Origin of the sequence: Nocardia sp. NPDC127526, assembly GCF_042672265.1 — a bacterium.
Classification (GTDB): Bacteria; Actinomycetota; Actinomycetes; order Mycobacteriales; family Mycobacteriaceae; genus Nocardia.
The window spans coordinates 90,523-112,946 of record NZ_JBHXVO010000003.1; the positions used below are offsets into that span (position 1 = coordinate 90,523).

A 22,424-nucleotide genomic window follows, 5' to 3' on the forward strand; every position below is an offset into this window, starting at 1 on the left:
GGAAGGCACCCATTCGATGACCCACCAGTACGAGAACATTCTGTTCGCGCAGGACGGGCCCATTGCCCGCATCACCCTCAACCGGCCCAATGCCGCCAACGGCATCAATCAGGCCCTGGCCGATGAGCTGGCGCAGGCCGCCGCCTACTGCTCCGATGATCCGGCCGTCAAGGTCGTGGTGCTGACCGGGGCCGGGAAGTTCTTCTCCGCCGGCGGTGACGTGCGGGCCATGGCGGCCGCCGACGACACCGGCGCGTTCATCGACAAGCTGGCCGAGACCCTGCACCACGCGGTGTCCTCGTTCGCGCGCATGGACGCGCTGCTCATCACCGCCGTCAACGGCACCGCCGCCGGGGCGGGCCTGAGCCTGGCCATTGCCGGTGATCTGGTGGTCGCGGCCGAATCCGCGTCGTTCACCATGTCCTACACCAAGGTCGGGCTCAGCCCCGACGGCGGCGCGTCCTACTATCTGCCGCGCCTGATCGGCGTGCGCCGCACCCAGGACCTCATGCTCACCAACCGGGTGCTCACCGCGAACGAGGCGCTCGACTGGCAGCTGCTGCACCGGGTGGTGCCCGATGCCGAACTCGCCGGAGCCGTCGAGGAACTGGCGCAGCAGTTCGCGAGCGGCCCCAAGCTGTCCAATGCCAATGTGAAGAAGCTGCTGCTGGTGTCCTCGCAGCACACCCTCGAAGAACAGCTCGGCACCGAGGCCGCGTTCATCACGCACTGCGCGGAATCGGCCGACGGCGCCGAGGGCATCGCCGCGTTCCTGGGCAAGCGGGCGCCCAAGTTCGCCTGATCAGCTCTTCAGGAATTCGAGAATGTCGGCGTTCACTTGCGCCGCATGACTGATGTACAGGCCGTGCCCGGCATCCGGGTACTCCTTGTAGACCGCATGCGGCACCAGCTTGACGGCCTGCCGGCTGGCGACGTCGATGGGGATCGACTGGTCCGGAATGCCGTGCAGCAGCAGCACGGGCAGCGTGAGGGCGGCGACGTCGGCCCGATGGTCGGCGGTGAAGATCTCGCGCTGCATGACCAGCGCCGCATACGGCGCGGCCTGCATGCAGCGCTGCATTTCCGCATCCATGACCGCTTGGGACACACCGGTTCCCATGTGGGTGGCGAAGTAGCCCTGCCCCCGGTCGGCGTACCACTTCGGCCGGTCGGCGCGGAACTGCGCCTGCGAGGCCTCCAGCGCCGCCCGCGGCACGCCGGCCGGATTGTCCGCGGTCTGGCACATGAACGGAATGGCGGGCGCCAGCAAGGCGATTCGCGCAATGCGGTCCTGCCCGTGCCGGGCCAGGTAGCGCACCACCTCACCGCCGCCCGCCGAATGCGCGACCAAGATTACGTCCGCTCCACCTCCCTGCGCTTGCAAGTCGAGATGCTCGATCAACGCCGCCAGATCGTCGGCGCGGGTGTCCACGTCGTAGCCGGTGGACGGCCGGTCCGACCGGCCGTGACCGCGGCGATCCACCAGCACGCAGCGATAGCCCTGCTCCAGGAAGAACGGCACCTGGTACTCCCACATATCGCTGTGCAGCGACCAGCCCGCCACGAACAGCAGCGGCGTGCCGGTGCCGTAGTCCTCATAGGCGAGGGTGGTGCCGTCGGTGGTCTGGAAGAATCCCATATCTGCTGCGCTCCTTAGCGTTTCGCTTGCTGATCTCAGACTGCCGGAGCCCGGGAACGAAAGCGATTACGCGCGAGGTAAAGCTGTGAATCCATCGCAAGACGGGCCTGGCCGGCAGCGCCGGTCTTATGCTCGGTCAATGGAGTTCCAGGCGATGGTGGCCCACGAAACGGACAGCGGTATCGCACTCATCCGCGAAACGGTGAACGACGACTTCCATGGGCCCGGCGATGTGACGATCAAGGTTCATTACTCGGGCGCGAACTACAAAGACGGCCTGGCCATCACCCCCAAGGGCGGTGTGATTCGCGAGTATCCGCTCATCCCGGGCATCGATCTCACCGGCGAGGTGGTCACCTCCGGGAATCCGGACTTCGCCCCGGGTGATCTGGTCGTGGCCCACGGTTATGAGCTGGGCGTCTCGCATCACGGCGGCTACACCGAGTACGCCAAGGTCCCGGCCGAATGGGTGGTGAAGCTCGAGGGCCTGACGCCCCGCGAGGCCGCCGCCATCGGCACGGCGGGGTTCACCGCGGCCATGAGCGTGCAAGCCCTGCTCGACCACGGCCTGACCCCGGCCGCCGGTCCGGTTCTCGTCACCGGCGCCACCGGCGGCGTGGGCAGTGTGGCGGTGGACATTCTGTCCGGTCTCGGCTTCGAGGTGGTCGCCTCCACCGGCAAGATCGGCGCCGGCGAACTCCTCGAAACCCTGGGCGCCGCTTCGGTCATCGGCCGCCTGCCCGCCGCAGGCGAGAAGCTGCGCCCGCTCGGCAAGGCGCAATGGGCCGCGGCGGTGGACAGCGTCGGCGGCCAGTCGCTCGCCCACATTCTCAGCACGATCAAGTACGGCGGCGCGGCCGCGGTCAGCGGTCTCACCGGTGGTCCGGAGCTCCCGACCACCGTCATGCCGTTCATCCTGCGCGGGGTCTCCCTGCTCGGCATCGACTCGGCCCATATGCCCATCGCGGCCCGCCGCGAACTGTGGGCCCGCCTCGGCAAGGACCTGAAGCCGGCGCATCTGAGCCTGCTCGAGAACTACGCGCCCATCACCGAGGCCGAATCCGTGCTCCGCTCCATCCTGGAGGGCACCCACTCCGGGCGCACCGTGCTCGGAGTGGCCGGGGAGTTCTGAGACGGCCACGAAATACGAACGGACCGCGCGGGTTTCGGTTTCATGTGAAACAAGCGCGGTCCGTTGCTATTCGGTTGTGCTATCGCGTCCCGCCCGTCAGGCGGTGGCGCTCAGGGCCGGACGGTCGAGCTCGGACTCGATGACCGGTTCGATGGCGTAGGCCAGGATGTCGGCCACGTCGGCGACGGGGCGCACATCCAGGGCGGCCAGCACCTCGGCCGGGACCTCGTCGAGATCCGGTTCATTGCGGGCCGGGATGAAGACGGTCTTCAGTCCGGCGCGCTGCGCGGCCAGCAGCTTCTGCTTCACGCCGCCGATGGGCAGGACGCGGCCGTTCAGCGTGACCTCGCCGGTCATGCCGACATCGCCGCGAACCTGCCGGCCCAGGGCCAGCGACACCAGGGCGGTGACCATGGTGACGCCCGCGGACGGACCGTCCTTCGGGACCGCGCCCGCCGGGAAGTGGATGTGGATATTGCGATCCAGCACCTTCGGCTCGATGCCGATCTCCTCCAGGTGGGAGCGGACGTAGGTCAGGGCGATCTGCGCCGACTCCTTCATGACGTCGCCGAGCTGGCCGGTCAGGGTCAGCGAGCGATCGCCCTCGGCCGCATTGGCCTCGATGTAGAGGACATCGCCGCCGGCGCCCGTCACCGCCAGACCGGTCGCCACGCCGGGGACCGCGGTGCGTTCCACCGAATCCGGGGTGAAGCGGGGACGGCCCAGGAACTCCGTCAGGTTGTCCAGGCCGATGACGATGGAACCGGTGTCGTAACCCAGATCCTTGTCGTAGCCCAGGCTTTCGGAGTCGGCGAGATCCGCCGATTCCGACAGCTTGGTCGCCGCCTTGCGCAGCGCCTTGGCGATGAGCCGTTCCATTTGCCGCACACCGGCTTCCCGGGTGTAGTTGGCGGCGATCTCGCGCAGCGCCTCCTCGGTGATCGAAACCTCCTCGGCGGTCAGGGCATTGCGCTCCAACTGCCGCGGAATGAGGAAGTCGCGGGCGATGGCGACCTTGTCCGCCTCGGTGTAGCCGTCCACGGTGATCAGTTCCATGCGGTCCAGCAGCGGGCCGGGAATGGTCTCCATGACATTGGCGGTGGCGATGAACAGGACATCGGACAGGTCCAGGTCCAGATCCAGGTAGTGGTCGCGGAAGGTGTGGTTCTGCGCCGGGTCCAGAACCTCGAGCAGGGCCGCCGCGGGATCGCCGCGGAAGTCCGAGCCGACCTTGTCGATCTCGTCCAGCAGGACGACCGGGTTCATGGAACCGGCCTCCTTCATGGCGCGCACGATGCGGCCGGGCAGGGCGCCGACATAGGTGCGGCGGTGACCGCGGATCTCGGCCTCGTCGCGGACGCCGCCCAGGGCGACGCGCACGAACTTGCGGCCCAGCGCGCGGGCGACCGATTCACCCAGCGAGGTCTTGCCCACGCCGGGCGGGCCGACCAGCACCAGCACCGCGCCGGAGCCACGGCCGCCGACCACCTCCAGATTGCGGGCGGCGCGGCGGGCGCGCACGGCCAGGTACTCGACCATGCGGTCCTTGACCTCGTCCAGGCCGTGATGATCCGCGTCCAGCACCGCGCGGGCCGCCGAGACATCGGTGCTGTCGGTGGTTTTCACGGTCCAGGGCAGGTCCAGGACGGTGTCCAGCCAGGTGCGGATCCAGCCCGATTCCGGGCTCTGATCGCTGGCCCGCTCCAACCGGCCCACCTCGCGCAGCGCGGCCTCGCGAATGTCCTCGGGCAGGTCGGCGTTCTCGATGCGGGTGCGGTAGTCGTCGGCGCCGTCCGGCTCGTCCTCGCCCAGCTCCTTGCGAATGGCGTTGAGCTGCTGGCGGAGCAGGAATTCGCGCTGGCTCTTCTCGACGCCCTCGCGCACATCCTCGCTGATCTTCTCGCTGACCTCGGTCTCGGCGATGTGCTGCTTGGTCCACTCGATGAGCTTGGTCAAACGGACCGTGGTGTCGACGGTTTCGAGCAGTTCCCGCTTCTGCTCATTGCTCAGGTACGGCGCCCACCCGGCGGTGTCGGCAATGGCGGACGGCTCGGACAGCTGGTTCACGGCGTCGATGACCTGCCAGGCCTCGCGGCGCTGCAGGACGGCGACGACCAGCTTCTTGTATTCGGCCGCGAGCTCGGTGGTGCGGCCGTCGGCGGCGGGCGCCTCGACGGGCTCGGCCTCCACCCACAGCGCGGCGCCCGGGCCGGTCACCCCGTGCCCGATCTTGGCGCGGCCCTCGGCCTTGAGCACGGCGGCGGGCGCGCCACCGCGCATGCGCCCCACCTGTTCGATGGTGGCGACCACGCCGTAGGTGGCGTAGCCCTCGTCCAGCCGCGGCGCGACCAACACCTGGTTGACCTTGCCCGCCCGCGCGGCATCGATAGCGGCCTGCGCGGATTCGTCCAACTCGATCGGCACGATCATGCCGGGCAGCACGATCGGATCGGTCAGGAACAGGACCGGCAGGTTCTGTGGTGTTGTCACGACTTCGACCCCTTCCAAGGTTGAGCGATACCTACTCAACCCCGGCCCCGGTGGTCTTGTTCCAGCCCGCTGTTCGCCCCGGGCGAACAAGGGGAAGTGCTATTTCTATCAATATGTAAACGATCATTATTATGACGATCATTTCTGATACGATCAGAACCATGTTCCGTAAGACCTGGCTGCTCCGGTTGTCGATCGCCGCCGGGTGCGTCATCGCACTCGCGCTGTCCGCGGGGGCCTGGGTCGTCGTCGCGAACGACTTCGCCTTCACCGAGCGACGGGTCACCATCCCGGGGCCCGGGCAGGACCTACAGGGCACCTTGGTGATGCCCGAGGATCAGCGCGGTCCCGCCGGACTCGTCGTATTCGTGCACGGTGACGGGCCCGCCGACGCCGGTCGCGACGACTTCTATCGGCCGCTCTGGGAATCGTTCGCGCGGGCCGGGTACGCGTCGCTGGCCTGGGACAAGCCCGGAATCAATGGCGCGCCCGGGAATTGGCTCGAGCAGTCCATGCACGATCGGGCCGTGGAGACCGAGGCCGCCATTGCCTGGGCGGCGGCGCGCGACGATATCGATCCGCGGCGCATCGGGATGTGGGGGATCAGCCAGGCGGGATGGGTGCTGCCCGAGGTGGCGGTGCGGCATCCGGAATTGCAGTTCATGATCCTGGCCGGGCCCGCCATCAACTGGTTGCGGCAGGGTGAGTACAACACCAATGCCGAACTGCGGCACCGGAATGCGTCCGAGGCCGAGATCGTGGCGGCGCATGATCGTCGCACCGCCGTGCTGGGGTTGCTGCGCGCGGGCGCGTCCTATGAGCAGTACCTCGCCGCGGGAATCGACGACGACCCGATGTCCGCCGACCGCTGGCGGTTCGCTGGTCGGAACTACCTCTCCGATGTCAGCGAGTATCTGCCGCGACTTCGGATTCCGGTGCTGCTCGCGCTCGGTGAACAGGACCTGAATGTGGATGTCGCCGAAACCGCCCGCGTCTACCGGGAATTGGCGCCGGCCGGGTTGCTCACCGTCCGGAGGTATCCGGACGCCTCGCACAACATCGTCAAGGCGGAGCTGGACAACGACCAGGGTGTGCGATCGGTGCTGGTCGCGGTGTTCGCGCCGCGTTCGCTGTACGCGCCCGGATATCTGGACGACCTGCGGGAATACGCCGAACAGCAGGAACCCTCGACAGTCAGGAGCTCGAAATGAAAGTCCTCGCACTGGGTGGGCCGGGCGCCATGGGCGCCGTCGCGGTGCGGATCGCGGCCGGGCTGGCGGGGCTCGAGGAGATCGTCATCGCCGATCGCGATCTCGGGGCCGCCCAACGGCTGGCGCGGGAACTGGCGCATTCGCCGGTTCCGGTGCGGGCACTCGAAGTCGACGTCACCGATGACTCCGCGCTGCGGAACGCGCTGTCCGGCGCGGACCTGGTGCTCAATACCGTTGGGCCGTATTACCGTTTCGGCCCGACCGTGCTGCGCGCCGCCATCGAGACCGGAACCCACTACCTCGATATCTGCGACGACTGGGAACCCACGGTTCGGATGCTCGAACTGGATGCGGCGGCGCGCGGGCACGGCGTGTGCGCGGTGATCGGCATGGGCGCCAGCCCGGGCATGAGCAATCTGCTCGCCGCCCTCGCCGCCGCCGAACTCGACACCGTGCGCGACGCGTACACCGCCTGGGCCGTCGACGCGGGCGAGACGCCGGTCGATATGGAGGAACAGATCCTGGGCCCGGACGGCAGGCCCACCGCGGCGGCCGTGCATTGGATGCAGCAGGCCAGCGGCGTCATCACCGTCGTGCGCGACGGGGTCCCGGCGGAAGTCCGCCCGCTGCGCCCGATTCCGCTGACGCTGCCCGGCGGTCGGCGCGGCGCCGGCTATTCCATCGGTCATCCGGAACCGATCACCTTGCGGCGCAGTCTGAAACTCAGCGGTGACGCCCTGAATCTGATGGTCCTGAAACCCTGGACCCTCGCCTATCTCGACACCCTGCGCCGCGATATCGACAGCGGCCGGCTGACCAACGAGACGGCCGCCGCACTGCTCACCAAGCCGACTATCGTGCGCGGCCTGCGATCGATCCCGACGGCGCTGCGCACCGCGGGCCCCGGCAATCTGCCGCCGTTCTTCGCACTCGTCTCCGGAACCAAAAAGGGGCGCGACCGCACGGTGCTCGCCCACCCGAACCTGACCGGCCCGAGCTCGGACCCGGTGCACGGGCTGCTGACCGATATGGCCCGCGCGACCGGAATCCCCTTGGCGCTGGGCATGTATCAGGTCGTCGACGGCAGCGTGCGCACGCCCGGCGTGCACGCCCCCGAGGAAGTCATCGATCCGGCGCGGTTCTTCACCGACCTCGGCCGCACCCTCGGGCGGGATCCGGGCACTCCGATCTACCTGGTAGAACAGGAACCCTCCGACGCCGCCGGGAGGTGAACACTTGGACAGCACACCGAACGACACCGATATCTCCACCCGGACCCTGGTGGAGAGCATGATCCGCGCCGACGCGACGATCGACGCGGGCGAGTTGTACGACGTCGCCGCCGCGCTCGGCATGAGCGATCAGCAGGTCCGGCTCTGCATCAAACGGCTCGTCGCGGAGGGGCGATTCACCCAGGACGGGCGCGGCCGCAAGGCGGTCCTGCATGCCACCGAGCTGACCCGCGGGCTCATCGAACCCGATCTGGAATTCATCCGCTATATGTACGCGCAGGATCGCGGCCGGGCGCCATGGGACGGGACGTGGCATCTGGTCGCCTTCGGGGTGCCGGAATCGGCGCGGCAGGCGCGCGATGCCATGCGCGATGCCATCCTGCGGCTGGGCGGCGCCGCCATCCAGGGCGGACTGTACGTGGCGGCCAACCCCTGGGAGGAGCTGATCCGTTCCGCCGCAGCGCGATTCGGGGTCAACGACCACGTCACCACGTTCACCAGCACCGATCTCACGGTCGGCGGGCACAGTGCCGCACGCGATCTCGCCGAGCACCTGTGGCCGATCGAGCGGATCGCCGACGGTCACCGGCGACTGCTCGCCACCGCCGAACGCATCGGGCCGCGGCTGCCGGACGCCTCGCACATCGAGCGCCTGACCATGGCCGTCACCCTCGCCACCGCATTCAACCGGGCCAGCGAACCGGATCCGCTGCTGCCGCCCCAACTGCTGCCCCAGCCGTGGATCGGCGCCGCCGCGCGGGCGGCCACGGCGGCCTGCTGGGCCGAGCTGCTGAAATCTACCTCAGCACAACCACTTCAACTGTTTCGTTGGTATTCCGCTGTGCTCGAAGAGGTTTCGGCAACGGCGCCGATTTCCTGAACCGATTCCCGTCCCCTGGCCGCCGCCATGACAGACCATGGAAGGGGGCCTAGCGGGAGGCGGGCAGCGTCATGGAGCAGTTCCGGTTCGAAGGCATCCGGGTCGCCTACATGCGGCGGGGCGAGAGCGGGCCGCCGGTGGTGCTGCTGCATCAGGCGGGCGGATCGCATCTCATCTGGATGCCCCAGATCACCGCGCTCGCCCGGAAATACCGCGTCCACGCCCTCGATCTGCCCGGGTACGGCGCCTCGGACAAACCCGCGGGCGGCTACGGGCTCGAACTGTATGTGAACACGGTCCGGCAGTTCCTGCGCTGGAACGAGCTCACCGACGTCGCGCTGGTGGGGAACTGCGTCGGCGCCGCCACCAGCCTGACCCTGGCCCGCCGCTATCCGGCCATGGTGCGCGCGGTGGTCGCGATCAATCCGCTGACGGAATCCACCGCGATGCAAGGCGAGCAGGGCCTGCCCGCGCGGCTGACCCGCGGCATGCCCGCCCTCGGCGTCCGGGCCGTGCAGCGGGTGCACACGCCGAAATGGCTGGCGCGCAGCGCAATGCGGTACTGGTTCAGCAGCCGGCGCGCCTTCCGCGAAAGCCCGTATGTGGGCGCGCTGTCGGCGGGGTTCCCGGTGCGCGCGCTCACCGGCCTGGTGCGGGACCTGGATTCCTTCGCCGCACTGGACGAGTGGCCGGACCGCGCGGCGCTGCCGCCGGTCTGCACCATCTGGGGCACCCGAAATCGCGTGCTGTCCGCGGCGGCCGGACGCGCCCTCAACGAGAAGCTGCGACCCGAGCGCGCGGAATGGCTCGACGGCTGCGGGCATGTGCCCATGCTGGAGCGCCACGCCGAGGTCACCGCCATCATCGACGAATTCCTCACCGCGCACCCGGTCCCGGCCCACCCCGCCGGCCACGGCTCCGACCGGGAAAGCTAGTCCGGCAGACCCGGCTTCGGCCTACCATGGCGCCGGAAAGCATTGCCGCACGATCGTTCTGAGGAGCCCATGACCATGCTGGCCGCACGACTGCATCTGGGACCGAACCGCAGCCTCGAACTCGACGAGGTGCCGGTGCCCGAGCCCGGAGCCGATCACGTGCTGATCAAGGTCGAGGCGGCGGGCGTGTGCCTGTCGGACGTGCACCTCATCGACGGGACGCTGACACCGCTGTTCCTCAAAGGGGACGTGGTGACCCTCGGGCACGAGGTCGCCGGGACCGTGCACGCGCTCGGACCGGGCGTCACCACCGCCAAGGTGGGGGACCGCGTCGTGCTGCAGGCCGGGGAATCGCGCGACGGTGCGACCTACACCCGCGGCGTGGACTACGACGGCGGCTGGGCCGAATACGCCCTGGCCCGGGTCGACACCCTGGTGCCGATTCCCGATGATCTGCCGTTCGAGCAGGCGTGCTTCATTCCGGACGCGGTGTCCACGCCGTGGGGCGCGATCACCGCCACGGGCAAGGTGAAAGCCGGTGAGCCGGTGGGCGTCTGGGGTGTCGGCGGGCTCGGCGCGCACGGCGTGCAGCTGCTGCGCCTGGTCGGCGCGGCCCCGATCATCGCCGTGGATCCGCTGCCCGCCGCCCGGGAACGCGCACTGGAATTCGGCGCGGACCTGGCCTTCGATCCGGCCGACCCGGATCTGCGATCCAAGATCTTCGCCGCCACCGGGACCGGGCTGGCGGCCGCCTTCGACTTCGCGGGTGTGGCGGCGGTGCGCGAGCAGGCCGTCATCTGCCTGGCCCCGCACGGACGCCTGGTGCTGGTCGGTCTCACCGATAAGCCGATCACAATCACCCACGGCACCGCGTTCAGCTTCTTCCAGCAGGAGCTGCGCGGGCACTACGGCTCCGCGCCGGAGGATGTGGCGAAGCTCGTGAAACTTCAAGGCCTGCACCGGGTCGAGTTCTCCCGGTCGGTCAGCGCGGTCATGCCGCTGGCCGATGCGGCCAAGGCCGTGCACGCCCTGGAATCCAAGGAGGGCAACCCGATCCGGATCGTGCTGAAGCCCTAGCACGCACTCCCCGGACACATTTCGCCCGGAACCGCTGTGCGGTTCCGGAGCGCGGCGTCGTTCTTAGGCCAACCGACGCTGGAAGGCGTTGGTGGCCTGCGCAGTCGACGGATCGACGGTGTAAACGCCGAGGTCCGCCGAGGAAGCCGTCAGGTCCAAGGTCATGAAGCCGACGTCGCCGAAGTTCTGGAACAACGCCGGATTGTCGCCGTGCGCGGACGTGGTCTTGGCGGCCGCGCCGGAGACGATCTGACGCGTTCCCTTGGAGGCGGCGTTCGGCTCGAGCACCTGCAGGCAGTGGTCGTGCCCGGAGAGAATGAACTGGGCGCGGCCCAGCACGTGCGCCTCGAAGAACTCCTTCACCCAGAGTCCATTGGCGGGTTCGAACGGAAGGCCGTCGTATTCACCGGCATTCCCGTGGCTGCCATTGCTCAGATACGGGTGGTGCGTGCAGACGATCTTCCACGTGGCGGTGGACTCGTCCAGCGCCCGATCCAGCCACGCGGCCTGTTCGGTCATGAACTGGCCGCCCTTCGACCAGTAGGCGTTGAACACCGGCGGCAGCAGCGCGGCAATGGGATTCAGGTCCAGCACGAAGAATTCGACCACGGGCTGTTCCCGCGGGACGCGCACCGAGTAGTAGCGCGCCGGCATCCACCAGCGCCGCGACCGCGCGTGATAGGCCACCTCGTGATCGCCGCGCAGCAGCCAGCCGCCGTCGCCGGGCAGCACCGCGGTGTTGTCGTGATTGCCCTGCACCATGATCCAGGGGAAGTCGAGATCGTGGTTGGGGTCCTCGAACTTGGCGGCGAACTGGGCGTCGTCATCGGACCACGGGCCCTGTTCGTAGACATTGTCGCCGAGGCCGAGGCCGAGGGAGAACGGCTTGCTCGCGTGCTGGGCGCGAATGGCGTCGGCCACCGCCCACTGCGGGCGGGATCCGGTCCCGGCGTCGCCGGTGACGAGAATCCGGAGATCACGAGAGGCGGGGAAGGGGAACTTGTCCACGGTCGGCGCGGGTGCGGGCTGCGCCCAGGCCGGTGCGGCGGTGGCGACGGCGGCCAGGCCGGCGGCGGTGGCCGCACCGGTCAGGAAGCCACGGCGGTCCACGGTCATCAGAAGATCTCCCTCGAGTTCCATCCTGGTCGGCTGACCAGTATTCCTGGTCTCCGGCGAATACGCCTGCCGAGGCGAACGAGGCCCCACCCTAGCGGCCCGACACGCCGCGTTCTCCGAGGCCACACCCCTTTTGACAGCACTCGGAACCGGTGAGACTGTTGGATGTCCGTTTTCTCACCAACCGGCTCGGCCACAGGGGGACCCCGCAATGACGACACTGGCCTCAGGGTTGTTCCTGGACTGGGAACAGCTGACCGGCCAGTCCCGTTTCGTCGTCGATCTGGTCAGCTTCCCGCTCTTCAGCGCCATCGCCGGCTGGCTGACCAACTGGACCGGCGTGCTCATGCTGTTCTGGCCGATCTACTTCCGCGGCATCCGGATTCCGGGACTCGACATCCTCTATCCGTATCTCCCGCGGCGAGTGCAGGTGCTGCCGACCTTCTCCGGGGACGGCAAACGGCTCGGCTTCCAGGGCTTCATTCCCGCGCGCGCCGAGAAGATGGCCAGCATCTGCGTGGACGTCGCCATCATGCGAATCGGCAGTCCCAAGGACTTCATCCACGAACTCGACCTCGACGGCATTGCCGACTACATCGCCGAGGTCGGGCGCAAACAGGTGCCGTCCATGGTCAACGAGATCATGTACCGGGAGAACCCGGACCTGTGGGGCGCCGTCCCGCGCGCCGTGCGCAATGTGCTCTACCAGCGCGTCGAGCGCGAACTGCCCACGCTGGCGCGCCGCGCCTTCGAACAGCTCGGCGACAATGTCGATCAGCTCATCGACATCAAGAGCTTCGTCATCCGGTATCTGCGGGAGAACCCGGAGATCCTCAAGGACCTCACCACCACCATCGCCGCGCCCGAGCTCAAGTTCATGGTGCGCATCGGCCTGCTCGGCGCGCCGTTCGGCGTGCTGCTGGCGCTGTACATGCATGTGCATCACAGCATTCCGATCCTGGGCTGGCTCCCGGGCTGGGTGGTCATCCTGACCGCGGCGGCCGCCATCGGCGTCATCGTGAACGTCATCGCCGTGAAAATGGTGTTCGAACCCGGCGATCCGCAGCCGCGCTACAAGTACCTGTGGAAGCAGGCGCTGCTGGCCAAGCGCCAGCCCGAGGCCGCGGCCGATCTCGCGCGCATCCTGGCCTACCAGGTGCTGACGCTGCCGAATCTGGCCAAGGAACTGCTCGAGGGCCCCAATGGCGACAAGACCCGGCAGCTGCTGGAACGCCTCATCGCCGATGAGATCCACCGCCAGCTGGGACCTACCCACACCGTGGTGCGCACCGTGTTCGGCAAGCGGCAGTTCGACAATCTGAAGGTCGGCGCGGCCGGCGCGGCGGCCGGGCTCGCGCCCAGCCTGGTCGAGGACGCGGAATTCGCGGCGACCCAGGCCAAGAAGATCGACGATTTCGCGGCGCGCAAGCTCAAACAGCTCACGCCCGGTGAGTTCATGGAGATGTTCTACGCCTCGGTGGAACAGGACGCCTGGCTGCTCTACCTGCACGGCGCCGCGCTCGGACTGGTGGTCGGCGCGGTTCACCTGGTGCTTTTCGGCTGGTAGGACACCCCTTTCCAAATACAAGCACGCGTGCTTGGATTAGGCGCATGGCCGACCTCGAGGCATTGCTCGCCGATCTCACCGCCGAATGCGACGACCTGGATCGGCTCATCGCGGATCTCGACGCCGCCGAATGGCAGCGCGACACCCCCGCCGCCGGCTGGACCATCGCCCATCAGATCGGGCATCTCACCTGGACCGACCGGATCGCGGCCGTGGCCGCCACCGATGCCGAGGCCTTCGACGAGGCCGTGCGGGCGGCACTGCCGAAGGCGCTCACCTTCGTCGACGAGGCCGCCGAAGCGGAAGCCCGCACGCCCGCACCGGAATTGCTGGCCGCGTGGCGGCGGGACCGGCGAGCGTTGGCCGAGGCGCTGCGCGCCGTGCCCGCGGGCGTCAAACTGCCCTGGTTCGGCCCGCCCATGAGCGCCGCCTCCATGGCCACCGCGCGCCTGATGGAGACCTGGGCGCACGGACAGGACGTGGCCGATGCGCTCGGCGTCGCGCGCACACCGACCGCGCGGCTGAAGCACATTGCGCACCTGGGCATTCGGACCCGCGACTTCTCGTACCTGACACATGGGCGCACCGTGCCGGGCGAGGAATTCCGGGTCGAACTGACCGCCCCGGACGGCACGGTCTGGACTTGGGGGCCGGAGACTGCGGCGCAGCGGGTCACCGGTCCCGCCCTGGACTTCTGCCTGCTGGTGACCCAGCGCCGGCACCTCGACGATCTGGCGCTCGCGGTACGGGGCGAGGACGCCGCCGAATGGCTCGGCCTGGCACAGGCTTTCGCGGGTCCCCCCGGAACGGGAAGAGCGGCGGGTCAATTCGCCTGACCCGCCGCCCGTTTCCGGCCTCCGGCCGAATCCCCGATTCCCACTTCGAGCTCAATTCCATGCCCTGACGAGGGCTTTGCCTCGATGAAGGGAGCGAGCGAGCGCCTACCGTGGGTGCGCCGTGCCTGGTGCCGACCGGACGCCGTTGGCCGGAGGTCCTCGATGGCAGTCGAGTCGGCGCTCGCCGCTATGCCCTTTTTACCCAGCTGTCAGATGGCGGAAACCTGTGTATCTTGTGGTGTCCGAGATGTGATCCCGGTCTCTCGGGAACACATGTAACCCGCCGTTACTGAAGTTCGCGATCTTGCGGGAGTAATCTGGACGGGCGTACGGCTTTCAATGGTGCGGGTCGTTGCGTCGAAAGACGCAGGGGGACCAGGGGAGAGGGAAAGGAACGCACCGATGTCGCAGCACACGGCGACGACTGCTGCCCGGAAACCCCGGCGCACCAGGCAGGCGCTCCGCTTCAGCGCCATCATCACCGCGGGCATGGCCAGCATCGGGCTGACCGTCGCCGCGGGTTCCTATATCGCCAATCAGATGCCGGAAGCCCAGAAGTCCGGCGGCATCCTCGCCGCGCCCACCGGGCCGCGCGGGCCGATGCCGGTCCGGGACGGCGCCGGTGCGGATCCGGTGCCCGCGGATTATCCGGCGGTCGCCGAGAACATCGGGCTCACATCGTTTTTCACCAGCCATCCGGTGCGGTCGCACGAATTGTGGGTGCCGCCCGCGCTCGCCGGGGCGGCGAGCGAATCGGTGGTAGCGCAGCGCCCCGCCGGGATCACCGGGCAGGTCCGGCTCGGCAATGCGTACGTGGGCGCACAAGTGGCACCGGCGCAGCGCAATTCGGTGACGCTCACGCTCGACACCAATGTCTTCGCGGCCGTGGCGGATCTGGTCTTGCGCGGGGAGCTGGGCGATACGCTGGGCCTGCGGGCCGATCCCACCGCGAACACCCAGGTGCGCACCGAATTCGACACCCGGCGCGGGGAATTCACGATCACCGTGACCGATCCGGCCATCGGCCGGCACGGTGTCCAGGTGGCGCGGCGCAATGCGCCCGCACCGGCCGAGCAGGCCACCCTCGCCGAGCAGGCCACCGTCGCCGAGGACACCACCGGGGACGAGGACACCATCGGGGAGAGTTTCGCGGTCGACGGCGCGCCGGTGCGGCCGCTCACCCATGGTGAGGACGGCGCGGTCACCACTGTGTGAGACTTCGTGTTGTGTACGACTACTGCGTGATCGGCGGCGGCATCGTCGGGGTGGCCACGGCGCACCGCCTGCTCGAGCGGCATCCGGGCGCGAGCCTGCTGCTGCTCGAGAAGGCCGATGAGCTCGCCGTGCACCAGACCGGGCACAACAGCGGGGTCATCCACTCGGGCATCTACTACGCGCCCGGCAGCCTCAAGGCGCGGCTGTGCCGGCAGGGGGCGGCCTGGACCAAGGAATTCGCGGCCGCGCACGATATTCCGTTCCAGGAGTGCGGAAAACTGCTGGTGGCCACGGATTCCGCCGAGTACGCGCGAATGCTGGCGCTCTACGAGCGGTCGGCGACCAATGACGTCGAGGTGGAGTTGCTCGACGCGGCCGAACTGATGCGCCGTGAACCGCGGGTGACCGGTGTGGGGGCGCTGTTCGTGCCGAGCACCGGAATCATCGACTACACGCGGGTGACGCGGGTGCTGGCACAGCAGGTGCAGGCGGCCGGGGGAGAGCTCGTCCTCGGCGCCGAAATCACCGCCATCAGCGAAAACAGTGACGCGGTCACGGTTTCCGGGCCCACCGGCAGCTGGCGGGCGGCCCGGCTGGTGGTGTGCGCGGGCCTGCAGGCCGATCGGCTGGCGCGGCTGGCCGGGTTGCGCATCGATCTGCGCATCGTCCCGTTCCGCGGTGAGTACTACCAGTTGCCGCCGCACCGCAAGGATCTGGTGCGCACCCTGATCTACCCCATTCCGGATCCCGAATTGCCGTTCCTGGGCGTGCATTTGAGCCCCACCATCGACGGGGAGCTGACGGTCGGGCCGAATGCGGTGCTGGGCCTGGCGCGGGAGGGTTACCGCAAGGGCAGCGTGGATGTCCGGGATGCCCGGGAGATCCTGGGATTCCGCGGTTTCCACCGGGTGGCGGCGGCCAATGTGCGCACCGGGTTGCGGGAAATGCGCAATTCGCTGTTCAAACGCGGCTATCTGGCCGAATGCCGGCGCTACTGCCCGGAGTTGACCGTGGCCGATCTGCTGCCGCGCGAGGCGGGCATTCGCGCGCAGGCGGTGCTGCGGGACGGGACCCTGGTGCACGATTTCCTGCTGGAACGGACGCCGCGCTCGGTGCACGTCCTCAATGCCCCCTCGCCCGCCGCCACCTCCGCGCTCCCGATCGCCGCGCATATCGCCGCGCAATTCGACGACTGACCGGCGGGAATTCTGCTGCGGACTTGCTACGAATCGCGGGTCCGCACCATTAAATAGGATTTCTGTAGTACTTTTGTTGGCAGCCGTGGGAACGGGAGCACCTATGGGCCACTTCAAATACGCGAGCGACGTCGGGGCGCCGGTGGAGGTCGCGTTCACCTACACGGACAACCATCAGTTCGTGCCGGACTGGGCCTTCGCCGTCGCCGCCTTCGAACCGATCGGGGACCTCGATCACGGTGCGGGAGCCGTCTTCGCAGCAACCCTGCGCGCCGGCCTCTGGCATCCCACGGTCGACTGTGAGATCACCGACTACCGCCGCAATGCGGTCATCGAGTACACCCTGCGCAGACGCCGGAAGGGGAAGCCGGCGCCCGCGCAGGGTGCAGCGGGTCACAGCCCGCCCCTGTGTGTCATAACCCTGCGCTTCGACCCGCTCGGGTACGGTCGCGCCGTGCTGACCTCGGAAACCGAGTACTGGGCGCCCCGGCACTGGACCGGACGCCTGCTCTCCCGAATGCTCGCCGCCGCCGTACAATCAGCGGTGCGGCGAACCGAGTCGCAATTGCGTAGGGAGATAGAGGAATTCCACGGAACGGATCTTGTCGGCCGGATTGCGTAGGGTGGCGAGCATGATCATCGTGAGCACCGACGGATCGTGCCTGCGTAACCCGGGCGGAGCCATCGGCTGGGCTTGGGTCAATCACGCCGGCGGATCGGCCAGCGGCGGTGCGCCTTCGGGCACCAATCAGATCGCGGAGCTACGCGCGCTGCTGGAAGCGGTACGCGCCCATCCCGGCTCCGAACCGATGCTCATCGAAAGCGATTCCCTCTACGCCATCAAGTGCGCCTCCGAGTGGATCAATGGCTGGCGCAACAACGGGTGGAAGACCTCCACCGGCGGAGCGGTCAAGAACCTCGAGCTGATTCAGCAGATCGACCGCGCCATCGCCACCCGCCCCGGGCCGGTGCGCTTCCGCTGGGTCCGCGGCCACGTCGGCAACTACTTCAACGAACAGGCCGACGCCCTCGCCGGACAGGCCGCGCGCCAGGTCGCCGCCACCGGAATCGGGACCGACCCGGAACCGGATCCGGTCACCGAACCCATTCCGGTCGAGCCGAGCACCGAACCGATCCCGGTCATCCCGCCGAGCGAGAAACCCGCTCCCACCGCCGAGAAGATCGCGGTCGGCCAGACTCACCCGGCGCCCCAAACCCCGCGCCGCCGCGCGGCAGCCGCGAAAGCACCCGCGCCCGAAGCGCTCACGCTTTTCTGACGAAAAGAGGTAAAGGGGAATGGGGGTAAACCCCCGAACCCCCTTAGGGCTGCGCCCGGCCAACCCCACGCTGGGCCAACCCCCCACGCTGCGGCCGACCAACCCCACGCTGGGCCCCACCCCCACGCCGCAGCTGACCGACGAAAGAGGCCGCCGCCGAGGGGCTCTCATCGGCGGCGGCCTTGCTCTTTCGAGTGCGGGGCGAGCCCACTGCCTCGGGCTCTAGTTGCCGGGGGCGGGGGCCTGGGTTGTTGGGGCCGGGGCTTCGGTGGTGGGGGCGGGGGTGCCGCTGCCGGTGAGGCCCTTCATGGCGGGGGAGTCGAAGTTGGCGACTTTCCACTTGCCGTTTTCTTTGACCATGTCGGCTACGCCGGGGACGGTGAGCATGTCGGAGCCGGCGGCTACGCCATTGGAGCGGACCTGGGTGAGGATGAGGACGACCTTGGCTTTGTCGTCGCTGCCGGATTCCCAGGCGCAGTGGATCTCGTCGAGGGTGGACTTGGCTTGGACGCTGGCCATGGCTTCTTTGAGGGCGTCGGAGGCGCCGCCGAAGAATTCCAGCCACTGGCCGGTGGAGAGGTCCTTGACGCGGGTGAAGTAGTCGTCGAGGTTCTTGGCGTCGTAGTTGGAGACGGCCTTGCCGAAATCGCAGGCGGCGGCGGTGGCGCCGTCGCGGGCGTCGAGTTCCTTCTGGTTGTCGGAACCCTTCTTCCAGAGCACGACTCCGGTGGCCACGGCGGCGACCAGGAGCACGCCGGCGGCGAAGGCGGCGATCACCGGGACCAGCGGGAAACCGGGCTTGGAGTCGGAGGAGGCGGCGGCCGACTTGGGGGCCTTGGCGGCGGGCTTGGGCTTGTCCGCCTTCGGCGCGTCGGACTTCTTGCTGAAGTCCGGCTTGGCGGCGGGCTTCGGCTCCTCGGCCTTCGCCAGGACCTCGGTCTTGGCGTCCGTGGACTCTGCATCCTCGGACGCGGCGTCCTCGGTCTTCGCGTCCGCGGCGGGGGCGTCCGCCTTCTTGCTCAGGTCCGTCGTGGCGGACTCGTCGGCAGCGCCCCCAGGCTGTGTCGCGTCGGCCTCGGCGGCCTCGTCTTCAGTTTTCTTGGTGGCGTCATCCGACATGAATCAGTCCCCACACTTTCTGGCGCGCTGCGGGCGCGCCGGTTCGTTTCGGTCTGCGAGTATGCCGACCCGGCGGGCAGTCCGCCGGGACCGGGTTTGTTTCACCCTCTTCACTTGATGGGCGGCAGCGTCCGCTCGTTCGGATCGGCGTCCGCCGGCGGCAGTGCGCCATTGTTCGGCACATCCGGGCGCGGCGCATTGCCCGAACCACGAATCTGCTGATCGAACGGCGGATTCGTGCAGTAGCTGGCCCACCGGGGCATGGTCGACTCGGTGGCCGCCTCGTTGCGCACCTTCTTGGTCGGGTAATCGCACCAGGTGCGCGGCCAGATATCGACGATGGTGTAGAACTCGCCATCGTGCGCCGGAGCGCCCATGGCCTCGGTGCCCACCACCAGCGCCGGGAACAGCGCCCGCAGCGCCGGCACACGCAATTGCGCGGCCTTGGTGATGGCCACGAAATTGGTGACCAGACTGGTCATCGGATCGGCGGTCTTGTCGAGCACCGCGCCGAGGGACTGCATCTGCCCGGGTGCCTGCTCCAGGATCCGCTGGAGTTCGGCATTGGCATCGTTGAACTGTTGGAACAGAACGGACGAGTTGGCCGTCAGCGTACCCAGATCCGGCTGCGCGAGCGAGGTCGTCGCATTGATGGTCTGCAGGTTCTCGAGCAGATTGGTGGTCTGCGGCAGCAGATTGTCCAGACCGGTGGTGGCGATACTGATGCCATCGATGAGCGAGCGCAGCTGATCCTGGCCGCCGGAGAGCGCCACATCCAGCTCGGACAGGATGACCTGGAACTTGTCCGGATCGATCTGGGCGATGAGTTCCACCGAATTGTCGAGCACCGACCACACCGGGGTCGGCGTCCGCACCTTCTCCTTGTCGAACTGCACCACCGAGCCGTCGTGCAGATACGGCGCCTGATCGGTGTTCGGCCGGAAGTCGATGTACTGCTCGCCCGCGCCGGAGAGCGCGCCCACATGGATCTGGGTATCGGCCGGAATCCGGTACTTGGTGTCGATCTGCGCGGTGGCCGCGATGGCCGCGCCGCCGTCGACCAGCCGGATATCGGTGACCTTGCCGACGCGATAGCCGCGCAGCGTCACGTCATTGCCGGACTGCAGACCGCCGGAGCGATCCAGATTGACCGTCACCGAATAGGTTTCGCGCAGCGGGTTCACCCGCATCACGCTCACCGCCAGATAGGCCGCGCCCACGATGAGGATCAGCGCCAGCGCCGTATTCGACACCAGGTTCTTGTGCCGCTTCACCCAGTTCATCTGTGGCCCCCGTTGATCCGGCTGTACACGATCTGCAGCACCTGGATGAGGCTGCCCGCGAAGTCGGCGAAATCGTGCCCGTCCGGGAACTTGCTATTGGCCGGATCGGTGATCAGGCCGATATCGAGCATGGTCAGCGTCGCCGCCACCGCGAGGGTATTGCCCTTGAAGGAGGCGTCCACCGCGGGCCGCAGCTCGCTCAGGGCGTCCAGCGCGGGCCCGAGGTTGGCCTCGGTCTGCGACAGCGCGTTCATGAGCTGGTGCACATTGTCCAGCAGGCTGGCCAGGTCCTCGGAGGTGGTGTTGGCGTAATCGCCCAGCGCCGCACTGGTCGTCGAGATCCGGGTGAGCAGATCGCCGATGGCCTGGTTGTTCTCGGCAATGGCGCCGATCATGGAGGGCAGGCTGTCGGCCACCTGGCCGAGCTGATCGTGATTGCCCTCGATGGTGGTCGCCAGCGTGCTGAACTGGGTGAGCACGGCGTCGATGTTCTGGCTGTTGTTGTTGAGACTGCCCACCACGCCGGTCATCTCGGTGAGCAGATGCGCCAGCTGCGGCCCGCGCCCGCCGACAATGGAGTCCATTTCGGCGGTGAGCTTGGACAGCGCCGCGATGCCGCCGCCGTTGAACAGCAGCGAGATGGACAGCAGCAGTTCCTCGACGGTGGCGCCGGCCGAGGTATTGGTCAGCGTCTCACCGTCTTTCAGCAGCTGCTGACCCGGCGCGTCCTTGGGCTTGGACACCGCCACGAAGACGTCGCCGAGCGGAGTCGCCTGGCGCAGTTCGGCGGTCGAGTTGGCCGGCAGTTCGATGTCATTGCGGATCTCCAGATCCACGATGGCCTGGAAGTTCTTGGTCTCGATCTTGGTGACCACGCCGACATCGGAGCCGCCGATCTTGACCTTGGCCTGATCGGGCAGGTTGAGCGCGTTCTCGAAGACCGCGTGCACGGTGTAGGTGTCATCGCCCGCACCGGGTTTGGGCAGCGGCAGGCTCTCCACGGTCATCCCGCAGCCCGAGGCCGCCAGGGTCGCGGTGACGGCCAGCGCCAGGGTGGCGCGCCGGGCTCGCTTGGTCATACGCAGGTCGCGGCGGAATCGATTGCTCATCGCGTCAGTCCCAACATGGCCGCGGTCAGACCGAAGTCCGGACCCATATCTTCGATCTTTCCGGTCCGGCAGCCGTCGGCCTTCATCTGGATGCGCTCGCAGAACAGGCTGATGAGCTCACCCGACAGCGCGGTGCCGATAATGCCGTGCAGGCGGACGAAGCCCTTCTCCTTGTTGACCGACCGATCCAGGTTCTGCATGAGCAGCGGCGCCACATCGACGATCTCGATCACCCCGGCCGCATTGGCGCGCAGCTGGTTGGTGACATTGGTGAGACCGGTGAGGGTGCCATTGAGCTGCTCGGAGTACTGCGAGAACGCGCCGGAGGTATTGCCCAGGAAGGCGTTCAGCTGATCCAGCGTGGCCTGCAGGCCCGGGGCCTGGTCGGCGAGCAGGGTACTCATCTGGGTGAGCTTGTTGCTGAAATCGCGCACCGACTGGTCGTTTTCGGCCAGCATGGTGGTGAGCTCGTTCAGCTTGATAATGATGGTGGCGACGGCGTCCTTGTTGTCCACGCCCACCTTCAGCGCACCCGACAGCGAGTTCAGCACCTCGCGCATCTTCTCGCCATTGCCGTCCATCATCGGATACAGCACCCGGCCGGACAGCGGGCCGATGCCCTCCTGCCCCTCTTGCGGTTTCAGCGCCGCGGCGAAGGCGTCGATGGTCTTGATCATCGTGTCCAGCTCGACCGGGGTCTTGGTCTGGCTGGTGGTGAGATGCGCGTTCTCCTTCAGCGTCTCACCGCCGGTGTAGACCGGGCTGAGCTCGATGTGCCGGTCGGTCACGATGGACGGCGAAATCAGCGCCGCCACCACGTCCTTCGGGATCTTGATGCCCTTGTCCACGGTCATGTGGACCTCGACGTACTCACCCTTGGGGATGATCTTGTCGACCTTGCCGACCTCGAGGCCGAGCACGGTGATCGGATTGCCCTCGAACATGCCCGCGATATTGCGGAAGTCGGCGGTGAAGTGCTGGGTCTGCCCGGCCGCGTCCTTCACGCCGATCGGCACGATGGAGCAACTGCCCACCGCCAGCGCCGCCGCGCTGACCATGGCTATTTTGGCAACTCGCGTAACTCTCAGGGGCAAGCCCCTGAAACCCCGA

20 protein-coding genes are annotated in these 22,424 nt (G+C 68.0%); 13 read left to right on the forward strand and 7 right to left on the reverse strand.

Features of this window, described 5'->3' with window-relative positions; all coding sequences use genetic code 11:
- The first annotated feature begins 16 nt into the window (after nt 1–16).
- Nucleotides 17–802 (forward strand): enoyl-CoA hydratase/isomerase family protein, encoded by a 786-nt coding sequence (locus tag ACFVIV_RS06565; RefSeq protein ID WP_379193789.1) that lies wholly within the window; start codon nt 17–19, stop codon nt 800–802.
- Here ACFVIV_RS06565 and ACFVIV_RS06570 read toward each other — a convergent pair whose 3' ends face one another.
- Entirely contained in the window at nt 803–1,639 is an 837-nt protein-coding gene (locus ACFVIV_RS06570; RefSeq protein WP_379193790.1) for an alpha/beta fold hydrolase, read from the reverse strand.
- A gap of 139 nt (nt 1,640–1,778) precedes the next feature.
- Here ACFVIV_RS06570 and ACFVIV_RS06575 point away from each other — a divergent pair, with 139 nt between their 5' ends.
- On the forward strand, nt 1,779–2,771 hold the full coding sequence (locus ACFVIV_RS06575) for an oxidoreductase (RefSeq protein ID WP_379193791.1): 993 nt from the start codon (nt 1,779–1,781) through the stop codon (nt 2,769–2,771).
- Nucleotides 2,772–2,867: 96 nt separating this feature from the next.
- Here the strand turns inward: ACFVIV_RS06575 and lon are convergent, their stop codons facing one another.
- Complete coding sequence (gene lon, locus ACFVIV_RS06580; protein ID WP_379194194.1) at nt 2,868–5,201, reverse strand: endopeptidase La; 2,334 nt, start codon at nt 5,199–5,201, stop codon at nt 2,868–2,870.
- Nucleotides 5,202–5,422: 221 nt separating this feature from the next.
- Between lon and ACFVIV_RS06585 the strand changes: the two genes are divergently transcribed.
- The 5 genes from ACFVIV_RS06585 to ACFVIV_RS06605 all read left to right on the forward strand — a co-directional run bounded on the left by ACFVIV_RS06585 (nt 5,423) and on the right by ACFVIV_RS06605 (nt 10,596).
- Complete coding sequence (locus tag ACFVIV_RS06585; RefSeq protein WP_379193792.1) at nt 5,423–6,472, forward strand: alpha/beta hydrolase family protein; 1,050 nt, start codon at nt 5,423–5,425, stop codon at nt 6,470–6,472.
- Nucleotides 6,469–7,704, forward strand: coding sequence for a saccharopine dehydrogenase family protein (locus ACFVIV_RS06590; RefSeq protein WP_379193793.1), 1,236 nt, complete (start codon nt 6,469–6,471; stop codon nt 7,702–7,704). The genes ACFVIV_RS06585 and ACFVIV_RS06590 overlap by 4 nt, the downstream gene beginning before the upstream one ends.
- 58 nt (nt 7,705–7,762) lie before the next feature.
- The gene (locus tag ACFVIV_RS06595; protein WP_379194195.1) at nt 7,763–8,584 is read left to right on the forward strand and encodes a PaaX family transcriptional regulator C-terminal domain-containing protein; all 822 of its coding nucleotides are present in this window, start codon (nt 7,763–7,765) and stop codon (nt 8,582–8,584) included.
- A 71-nt stretch (nt 8,585–8,655) separates the two neighbouring features.
- Nucleotides 8,656–9,519: an alpha/beta fold hydrolase gene (locus ACFVIV_RS06600; protein ID WP_379193794.1), complete on the forward strand. Its 864-nt coding sequence runs from the start codon at nt 8,656–8,658 to the stop codon at nt 9,517–9,519.
- 69 nt (nt 9,520–9,588) lie between these two features.
- Nucleotides 9,589–10,596 carry a zinc-binding dehydrogenase gene (locus ACFVIV_RS06605; RefSeq protein WP_379193795.1) on the forward strand — a complete coding sequence of 336 codons (1,008 nt, stop codon included), beginning with the start codon at nt 9,589–9,591 and terminating at the stop codon, nt 10,594–10,596.
- Between the two features lie 63 nt (nt 10,597–10,659).
- On the opposite strand, the gene ACFVIV_RS06610 is transcribed toward ACFVIV_RS06605, so the two are convergent.
- Nucleotides 10,660–11,712: a metallophosphoesterase gene (locus tag ACFVIV_RS06610; RefSeq protein WP_379193796.1), complete on the reverse strand. Its 1,053-nt coding sequence runs from the start codon at nt 11,710–11,712 to the stop codon at nt 10,660–10,662.
- 211 nt (nt 11,713–11,923) lie between these two features.
- Here ACFVIV_RS06610 and ACFVIV_RS06615 point away from each other — a divergent pair, with 211 nt between their 5' ends.
- The 6 genes from ACFVIV_RS06615 (at nt 11,924) to ACFVIV_RS06640 (ending at nt 17,803) form a co-directional block, all read left to right on the forward strand.
- Entirely contained in the window at nt 11,924–13,279 is a 1,356-nt protein-coding gene (locus ACFVIV_RS06615) for a hypothetical protein (protein ID WP_379193797.1), read from the forward strand.
- Between the two features lie 44 nt (nt 13,280–13,323).
- The gene (locus ACFVIV_RS06620; protein WP_379193798.1) at nt 13,324–14,115 is read left to right on the forward strand and encodes a TIGR03084 family metal-binding protein; all 792 of its coding nucleotides are present in this window, start codon (nt 13,324–13,326) and stop codon (nt 14,113–14,115) included.
- 402 nt (nt 14,116–14,517) lie between these two features.
- Nucleotides 14,518–15,330, forward strand: a complete 813-nt coding sequence (locus tag ACFVIV_RS06625; protein WP_379193799.1) for a hypothetical protein — start codon at nt 14,518–14,520, stop codon at nt 15,328–15,330.
- A complete protein-coding gene (lhgO, locus tag ACFVIV_RS06630) occupies nt 15,327–16,526 on the forward strand; it encodes an L-2-hydroxyglutarate oxidase (RefSeq protein WP_379193800.1) in 1,200 nt (399 codons plus the stop codon). The genes ACFVIV_RS06625 and lhgO overlap by 4 nt, the downstream gene beginning before the upstream one ends.
- Nucleotides 16,527–16,629: 103 nt before the next feature.
- Nucleotides 16,630–17,148: an SRPBCC family protein gene (locus ACFVIV_RS06635; protein WP_379193801.1), complete on the forward strand. Its 519-nt coding sequence runs from the start codon at nt 16,630–16,632 to the stop codon at nt 17,146–17,148.
- Between the two features lie 10 nt (nt 17,149–17,158).
- Entirely contained in the window at nt 17,159–17,803 is a 645-nt protein-coding gene (locus ACFVIV_RS06640; RefSeq protein ID WP_379193802.1) for an RNase H family protein, read from the forward strand.
- A 222-nt stretch (nt 17,804–18,025) separates the two neighbouring features.
- Here ACFVIV_RS06640 and ACFVIV_RS06645 read toward each other — a convergent pair whose 3' ends face one another.
- The 4 genes from ACFVIV_RS06645 to ACFVIV_RS06660 all read right to left on the reverse strand — a co-directional run bounded on the left by ACFVIV_RS06645 (nt 18,026) and on the right by ACFVIV_RS06660 (nt 22,372).
- Nucleotides 18,026–18,922, reverse strand: a complete 897-nt coding sequence (locus ACFVIV_RS06645) for a hypothetical protein (RefSeq protein WP_379193803.1) — start codon at nt 18,920–18,922, stop codon at nt 18,026–18,028.
- Between the two features lie 110 nt (nt 18,923–19,032).
- Nucleotides 19,033–20,205: an MlaD family protein gene (locus tag ACFVIV_RS06650; protein WP_379193804.1), complete on the reverse strand. Its 1,173-nt coding sequence runs from the start codon at nt 20,203–20,205 to the stop codon at nt 19,033–19,035.
- Nucleotides 20,202–21,314, reverse strand: coding sequence for an MCE family protein (locus ACFVIV_RS06655; protein WP_379193805.1), 1,113 nt, complete (start codon nt 21,312–21,314; stop codon nt 20,202–20,204). The genes ACFVIV_RS06650 and ACFVIV_RS06655 overlap by 4 nt, the downstream gene beginning before the upstream one ends.
- On the reverse strand, nt 21,311–22,372 hold the full coding sequence (locus ACFVIV_RS06660; RefSeq protein ID WP_379193806.1) for an MCE family protein: 1,062 nt from the start codon (nt 22,370–22,372) through the stop codon (nt 21,311–21,313). The genes ACFVIV_RS06655 and ACFVIV_RS06660 overlap by 4 nt, the downstream gene beginning before the upstream one ends.
- Nucleotides 22,373–22,424 lie beyond the last annotated feature (52 nt).

Bases quoted from the DNA above. Each gene is read 5' to 3' on its own strand.
- ACFVIV_RS06565 (WP_379193789.1), top strand. From the start codon at position 17: ATGACCCACCAGTACGAGAACATTCTGTTCGCGCAGGACGGGCCCATT.
- ACFVIV_RS06570 (WP_379193790.1), bottom strand. From the start codon at position 1,639: ATGGGATTCTTCCAGACCACCGACGGCACCACCCTCGCCTATGAGGAC.
- ACFVIV_RS06575 (WP_379193791.1), top strand. From the start codon at position 1,779: ATGGAGTTCCAGGCGATGGTGGCCCACGAAACGGACAGCGGTATCGCA.
- lon (WP_379194194.1), bottom strand. From the start codon at position 5,201: ATGATCGTGCCGATCGAGTTGGACGAATCCGCGCAGGCCGCTATCGAT.
- ACFVIV_RS06585 (WP_379193792.1), top strand. From the start codon at position 5,423: ATGTTCCGTAAGACCTGGCTGCTCCGGTTGTCGATCGCCGCCGGGTGC.
- ACFVIV_RS06590 (WP_379193793.1), top strand. From the start codon at position 6,469: ATGAAAGTCCTCGCACTGGGTGGGCCGGGCGCCATGGGCGCCGTCGCG.
- ACFVIV_RS06595 (WP_379194195.1), top strand. From the start codon at position 7,763: ATGATCCGCGCCGACGCGACGATCGACGCGGGCGAGTTGTACGACGTC.
- ACFVIV_RS06600 (WP_379193794.1), top strand. From the start codon at position 8,656: ATGGAGCAGTTCCGGTTCGAAGGCATCCGGGTCGCCTACATGCGGCGG.
- ACFVIV_RS06605 (WP_379193795.1), top strand. From the start codon at position 9,589: ATGACCATGCTGGCCGCACGACTGCATCTGGGACCGAACCGCAGCCTC.
- ACFVIV_RS06610 (WP_379193796.1), bottom strand. From the start codon at position 11,712: ATGACCGTGGACCGCCGTGGCTTCCTGACCGGTGCGGCCACCGCCGCC.
- ACFVIV_RS06615 (WP_379193797.1), top strand. From the start codon at position 11,924: ATGACGACACTGGCCTCAGGGTTGTTCCTGGACTGGGAACAGCTGACC.
- ACFVIV_RS06620 (WP_379193798.1), top strand. From the start codon at position 13,324: ATGGCCGACCTCGAGGCATTGCTCGCCGATCTCACCGCCGAATGCGAC.
- ACFVIV_RS06625 (WP_379193799.1), top strand. From the start codon at position 14,518: ATGTCGCAGCACACGGCGACGACTGCTGCCCGGAAACCCCGGCGCACC.
- ACFVIV_RS06635 (WP_379193801.1), top strand. From the start codon at position 16,630: ATGGGCCACTTCAAATACGCGAGCGACGTCGGGGCGCCGGTGGAGGTC.
- ACFVIV_RS06640 (WP_379193802.1), top strand. From the start codon at position 17,159: ATGATCATCGTGAGCACCGACGGATCGTGCCTGCGTAACCCGGGCGGA.
- ACFVIV_RS06645 (WP_379193803.1), bottom strand. From the start codon at position 18,922: ATGTCGGATGACGCCACCAAGAAAACTGAAGACGAGGCCGCCGAGGCC.
- ACFVIV_RS06650 (WP_379193804.1), bottom strand. From the start codon at position 20,205: ATGAACTGGGTGAAGCGGCACAAGAACCTGGTGTCGAATACGGCGCTG.
- ACFVIV_RS06655 (WP_379193805.1), bottom strand. From the start codon at position 21,314: ATGAGCAATCGATTCCGCCGCGACCTGCGTATGACCAAGCGAGCCCGG.
- ACFVIV_RS06660 (WP_379193806.1), bottom strand. From the start codon at position 22,372: ATGGTCAGCGCGGCGGCGCTGGCGGTGGGCAGTTGCTCCATCGTGCCG.